5 protein-coding genes are annotated in these 5,699 nt (G+C 72.6%); 2 read left to right on the plus strand and 3 right to left on the minus strand.

The window, feature by feature from the left end; all coding sequences use genetic code 11:
* Positions 1 to 2,043: ATP-binding protein (locus DLJ58_RS00705; RefSeq protein ID WP_148097958.1), on the plus strand; the 2,043-nt coding region annotated here is incomplete at its 5' end.
* 9 nt (positions 2,044 to 2,052) lie between these two features.
* Positions 2,053 to 2,385, plus strand: coding sequence for a putative quinol monooxygenase (locus DLJ58_RS00710; RefSeq protein WP_124853383.1), 333 nt, complete (start codon positions 2,053 to 2,055; stop codon positions 2,383 to 2,385).
* Positions 2,386 to 2,517: 132 nt separating this feature from the next.
* Here DLJ58_RS00710 and pdxY read toward each other — a convergent pair whose 3' ends face one another.
* The 3 genes from pdxY to DLJ58_RS00725 all read right to left on the minus strand — a co-directional run bounded on the left by pdxY (position 2,518) and on the right by DLJ58_RS00725 (position 5,509).
* Entirely contained in the window at positions 2,518 to 3,369 is an 852-nt protein-coding gene (gene pdxY, locus DLJ58_RS00715; protein ID WP_124853384.1) for a pyridoxal kinase PdxY, read from the minus strand.
* Between the two features lie 177 nt (positions 3,370 to 3,546).
* Positions 3,547 to 4,341 carry a S1 family peptidase gene (locus tag DLJ58_RS00720; RefSeq protein WP_124853385.1) on the minus strand — a complete coding sequence of 265 codons (795 nt, stop codon included), beginning with the start codon at positions 4,339 to 4,341 and terminating at the stop codon, positions 3,547 to 3,549.
* Between the two features lie 151 nt (positions 4,342 to 4,492).
* Positions 4,493 to 5,509, minus strand: coding sequence for a LacI family DNA-binding transcriptional regulator (locus DLJ58_RS00725; RefSeq protein WP_124853386.1), 1,017 nt, complete (start codon positions 5,507 to 5,509; stop codon positions 4,493 to 4,495).
* Positions 5,510 to 5,699: the final 190 nt, after the last annotated feature.

Consider the following 5,699-nt stretch of genomic DNA (forward strand, 5'->3'; position numbering starts at 1 on the left):
ACGATCAGCACCGCCCGTGGCGCTTCCGCCGATCCGACCACGGACGAGCGCCGCCTGCACGAGTTGGACGCGCGGTTCGCCGAACTGGTCGAGGCCGCGGACGTGTCGGCCGCCGTCGACCCGAAGAGCGAAGACGAGCACATGCCGCCGCTGCTCGCCGCCGGCCTGGCCGCCTGGATCGCCGAGCAGGCGCCGACCGGCGCCACCTACAAGTACGATCCGCCGCCCGGCCGCAAGCCCGCGCTGCACGGGCGGCTCATCGAGGTGCTCGACGAGGCCACCGAGAACGAGGCGCACTGGTGCTTCCGGGCCATCGCACACCCCAATGCCATCGCCGTCACCGCCCGGGTCAAGGCCGCCTGCACCCTCGCAGGGTTGGACCGGGACCTGCCACAACGGCGGCTGATCCTGCTGCGCAACGGTCCGTGGCCGACCGGGAAGCGTACGACCGAGGTGTTGACCGGCTTCGACGCGGCCGGCGGCCTGCGGTGTGCCGTGCCGGAGGCGGACCTGCGGGTCTTCGCGGCGCTGCGGGTGATGGCGGCCGAACCGTCCACGGCCCTACAGGAGTGGCTGGTGGCCCGCCGTCCGGCCAGCGGCACCGACCTGTTCCGCGCGGTCCTGCCCGGGCCCGACGGGACGGGCGGCGGCGCCCAGCCGCCGACGCCCGACGACGACGAGCCACCGTCGGGCGGCCCCGAATCCGACCCGACGAACGTGGCGGAAGCCGACGTCCCCGCTGGCGTGTCGACCGGCGCGACGGCCGAGCCCGTACCCGCTGACCCGGCCGAGCCCGTGGTCCGCGAGGGCGGCCGGGCCGTCGGGCTGGGGCGGACCGTCGACGGAGGTCACCCCTTCACGGTTCCCCTGGAGTCGTTGCGCCGCCACGCGGTCGTGTTCGCCGGGTCCGGCTCGGGCAAGACCGTGCTGATCCGTCGGCTGGTCGAGGAGTGCGCCCGCGAAGGGGTCTCCGCGATCGTGCTCGACCCCAACAACGACCTGGCCCGGCTCGGCGACCCGTGGCCCGACCCGCCGGGCGGCTGGGGCCCCGGCGACGCCGAACGCGCCGCCGACTACCTCGCACACACCGAGGTGGTGGTGTGGACGCCCCGGGTCACCGCCGGTCGGCCGCTGAGCTTCCAGCCGCTGCCCGACTTCACCTCCCTGCGGGACTGGCCCGACGAGTTCGACCAGGCCGTCCGTTCCGCCGTGGAGGCGCTCGCGCCCCGAGCCGGTGTCGACCGGTCGAGCAGGCTCGCCCAGCAGGGCAAGGCTGTCCTCACCGAGGCCCTCCAGGCGTACGCGCGCAGCGGGATGGTGGGCCTGCCCGGCTTCACCGAGTTCCTCACCGATCTGCCCGAGGGGGTCAGTCGGCTGGCCCGCGCCGGGAAGCTCGCCGAGGAGTTGGCCGAGGCGCTCAAGGCGGCGATGGTCACCGATCCGCTCTTCGGCGGGGTCGGCGCGCCGGCCGACCCGGGGCTGCTGCTGACGCCGTCGGCGGGGCGGCGGGCCCGGGTGTCGGTGATCAGCTTCGTCGGCCTCACCTCCGACCAGGAGCGGCAGAGCTTCGTCAACCAGTTGCAGATGGCGCTCTTCGCGTGGATCAAGCGGCACCCCGCCGGTGACCGACCGCTGGGCGGGCTGTTCGTGATGGACGAGGCGCAGACGCTCGCGCCCTCGACCGGCACCACGGCCTGCACCGCCAGCTCGATCGCGCTGGCCTCGCAGGCCCGCAAGTACGGGCTCGGGCTGGTCTTCGCCACCCAGGCACCCAAGGGTCTGCACAACCAGATCTCCGGCAACGCGACGACGCAGTTCTTCGGGCTGCTCAACGCGCCGGCGCAGATTGACGCGGCCCGGCAGCTCGCCGAGGCCAAGGGCGGGCGACTGCCCGACATCGGCCTGCTCAACAGCGGTGAGTTCTACGCGGCCGGGGAAGGGTTCTCGTTCGTCAAGGTCCGCACCCCGCTGTGCCTGACGCACCACCCGAAGGCGCCGTTGACCCCCGAGGAGGTCGTCGCCCGCGCCCGCCCGGCTGGGTAGCCTGGGGCCATGATCTTCATTACCGCCAAGTTCCGGGTCCTGGCCGAGCACGCCGACCGGTGGCCACAGATCGCCGCCGAGTTCACCGAGGCGACCCGGGCGGAGCCGGGCTGCCTGTGGTTCGACTGGTCCCGTAGCGTGGACGATCCCACCGAGTACGTGCTGGTCGAGGCGTTCCGCGACGACCAGGCCGGCGCGGCCCACGTCCAGTCCGCGCATTTCCGCGCGGCCCAGGAGACCCTGCCGCCGCACCTGGCCGAGACTCCGCGGATCGTGAACGCCACGGTGCCGCAGGAGGACTGGTCGCTGCTCGGCGAGATGGCCGTTCCCGAGGGTCGCTGACCACCACCGGTCCGCGGTCAGCGCCCGTCGTCAAACGCAGCCGGTCCGGAGTCCGCGACCGTCGTCGAACCCAGCCGGTCCGGAGTCCGCGACCGTCGTCAGTGCAGCCGGTCCGGGGCCCGCGACCCGCCGTCAGCGCAGCCGGCGGGCGGTGAACCGGGCCGGCGGGTCGGCGATGACGTCCTGCGCCGCGATCAGCTGGATCTCCCGGGTGCCCGCCGCGAGAGTGGCCTCGAGCACGGCGTAGACGGAGGCGATGGTGCGTTCCAGCGCGGTCGCGGGTGAGCCCGTCGTCCACAGGTGGGCGAGGTACAGCGCCGCGGTGACGTCGCCCCCACCGTTCGGGTTGATCGGCAGCAGCGGCGTGGTCACCGCCCAGGCGCCCTCGTCGGAGACCGCCACCACCTCCAGCGAGTCCGGCGGCAGGTCGCCGTGGAGCACGCTGGTCACCAGGACGTGCCGTGGCCCGGTCGCGCGCACCACGTCGACCGCGTCGAGCACCTCGGCCAGCGAGTTCGTGGTGCGACCGGCGAGGAAGTCCAGCTCGAAGTGGTTCGGCGTGATGATGTCCGCACGGGGCACGACGGTGTCCCGTAGGTACTCCGGAATCCCCGGCCGGACGAACATGCCCCGACCGGCGTCGCCCATCACCGGGTCACAGCAGTACACCGCGGCCGGGTTGGCCGCCTTCACCGTCGCCACCGCGTCCAGGATCACCGCGCCCATGGCCGGGTCGCCCTGGTAGCCGGAGAGCACCGCGTCGGCGCTGCCGAGGACACCGCGGTCCTCGATACCCGCGATCACCTCCGCCACGTCCGCCGCCGGGAGCATCGGGCCCCGCCACGCGCCATACCCGGTGTGGTTGGAGAAGTGCACAGTCAGGACCGGCCAGACCTCGTGCCCGAGGCGTTGCAGCGGAAAGGCCGCCGCCGAGTTGCCGACGTGACCGTAGGCGACCGACGACTGGATGGACAGGATCTTCACCGGCCCATCATCGCCGCTGCGGCCGGCGGCGCACGGAGGGCCCGCCGAATCTGTCGGGTGGCCCACTCGCCGCCCTCCCGGCGGGACGGCACGAACGGGCGACCCGGACCGTGTCGTCCGGGCCGCCCGAGCGGTGGCGGGACGGCCGGCGCGCTGGCTGGCCGTCCCGTCGTACGGTCAGCCGCCGAGGCTCGCCGCGGCCGAAGCGATCGACGAGGCGAAGTAGCTCACCTGGGTGTAGACACCCGGGTAGTTGGGCCGGGCGCAGCCGTAGCCCCAGCTGACGATGCCGACCTGGATCCAGGCGTTGCTGGCGTCGCGGCGGAACATCGGGCCGCCCGAGTCACCCTGGCAGGTGTCCGTGCCGCCGCTGGCGTAGCCGGCGCAGATCTCCTGGGCGGGGATGAGATCCCCGCCGTAGTTGGCGTTGCAGGTGGAGTCGCTGACGAACGGCACGGTCGCCTTGAGCAGGTACCGCTGCTGGCCCCCGCCCTCGCGCGCGGCACCCCAGCCGGCCACGGTGAAGGTGCCGCTGTCGTACGCGGTCGTGCTGGCGATCGGCAGCGTGCTCAGCCCGGTGACGGGGCTGGCCAGCCGGATCAACGCCCAGTCGCGGCCGGAGCCGTTGTAGCCGGGGGCACGGTAGACGTAGTTGGACCGGACGGTGATCCGGCTGGACGACTGGAGGTCGACGGTCCCGAGCGTCGCGGTGATGCTGGTGTTGGTGCCGGTCGCGCCCACGCAGTGTGCCGCGGTGAGCACCAGCCGGGGGCTGTACAGCGCCCCGCCGCAGCCCATCGAGAGACGCACCATGAACGGGAACTCGCCCTGAGCGGCGCGGGTGCCGCCGACGACGTTCGGCGTCACGGGGCTGTCGGCCGCGGCGGCCGGCGCGGTGAGGGTGAGGCTGGCCGCGGTCACCGCGGCCAACGCGGTGGCCAGCAGGCCAGTGAGGGTACGCCAGCGAACCATGCATTCCTCCGCATCAGGATGGCACGCCTCGTGAGCGCACCGCAGTCGAGATAGCGGTCATCATATTGAGGACTATGGATCTAGCGGGTCATCCTCTCTGGGTCGTACCACCGGCGGTATGGATCTCGCGCGGCCCGTGGGCGACCGGTGGTCAGGCGTCCGGCGTGCCGGTGCTCTCCCGGCGAAGGAGCCGGAACGGCGTCTGCACGGTCAGCGGCCCCGCGACCTCCGCGCCCTCGATGCGGGCGATGAGGCGGCGCACCGCGAGACGGCCGATCTCCCTCTTGTCCGGGGCGATCGTGGTGAGGGTCGGGGCGGTGAACCGCCCCTCCTCGATGTCGTCGATCCCGACCACCGCGACGTCCTCGGGCACCCGGTGATCGGCCTCGGCCAGCGCCCGCAGCGCGCCGATGGCGACCATGTCGTTGTAACCGAACACCGCGTCCGGCGGGTCACCGAGGGCGAGCAGGTCACGCATGGCGCGCATGCCGTCGAGCCGACCGAACGCGTCGGTGCCGGCGACCAACCGTGGTCGGTACGGCAGGCCGGCGGCAGCAAGCGCCTCCCGGTAACCCCGGACCCGCAGGTGGGCCGACTGTCGGTCACCGCCCGGGGTGGCGCCGATGAACGCTATCCGGCGGCGGCCGATCGCCACGAGATGCCGGATAGCCGCGTGGCTGGCGGCGACGTTGTCGATGGCGATGTGGTCGTGTGGCACGTCGTAGACGCCCTCGCCGATCAGCACGAGTGGGCTGCCGGCCGTCCGGGCCAGCACCTCCTCCCGGCCGATGCGCACCGGGCTGAGGATCAGGCCGTCGATGATGCGCTGTCGCGAGCCGTCGAGGAGCGCCAACTCCGCCTCCCGGTCCGCGGCGGTGTTCTCCATGACGAGCGTGTAGCCGAGCGCGGCGGCCTCGGCGATGGCGATCTCGGCGAGTTCGGCGAAGTACGGGTTGGTCAGTTCCGGGACGGCCAGGGCGATCAGGCCGGTGCGGCCCCGACGGAGATGCCGGGCGCCGAGGTTGGGGCTGTAACCGAGTTCGTCGATCGCCTGCTGCACCCGTTGTCGGGTCCGCTCCCCCACCGGCCGGTACCCGTTGACCACGTTCGAGACCGTGGCCAGGGAGACACCGGCGCGCTGGGCGATGTCCTTCAGGTTGACGCCCATCCCCAACCTCTCGCGAATTCGACCGGCGGGCCGACCAGGCATTGATGAACAAGCATTGACGGGAGGGTCGGCGCGGCTCTATAACGTTATACAGGTGATGATGGATGTCAATATGCCGGTCACCGTTGGCGCGTGGAGATCCCACCGACATCCGTCGCTGACGCCCGCCCCCCGTCAATGACCACCCGAT

The sequence above is a fragment of the Micromonospora arida genome (assembly GCF_003857035.1).
In the GTDB taxonomy this organism is placed as follows: domain Bacteria; phylum Actinomycetota; class Actinomycetes; order Mycobacteriales; family Micromonosporaceae; genus Micromonospora; species Micromonospora arida.

Bases quoted from the DNA above. Each gene is read 5' to 3' on its own strand.
- DLJ58_RS00710 (WP_124853383.1), top strand. From the start codon at position 2,053: ATGATCTTCATTACCGCCAAGTTCCGGGTCCTGGCCGAGCACGCCGAC.
- DLJ58_RS00720 (WP_124853385.1), bottom strand. From the start codon at position 4,341: ATGGTTCGCTGGCGTACCCTCACTGGCCTGCTGGCCACCGCGTTGGCC.
- DLJ58_RS00725 (WP_124853386.1), bottom strand. From the start codon at position 5,509: ATGGGCGTCAACCTGAAGGACATCGCCCAGCGCGCCGGTGTCTCCCTG.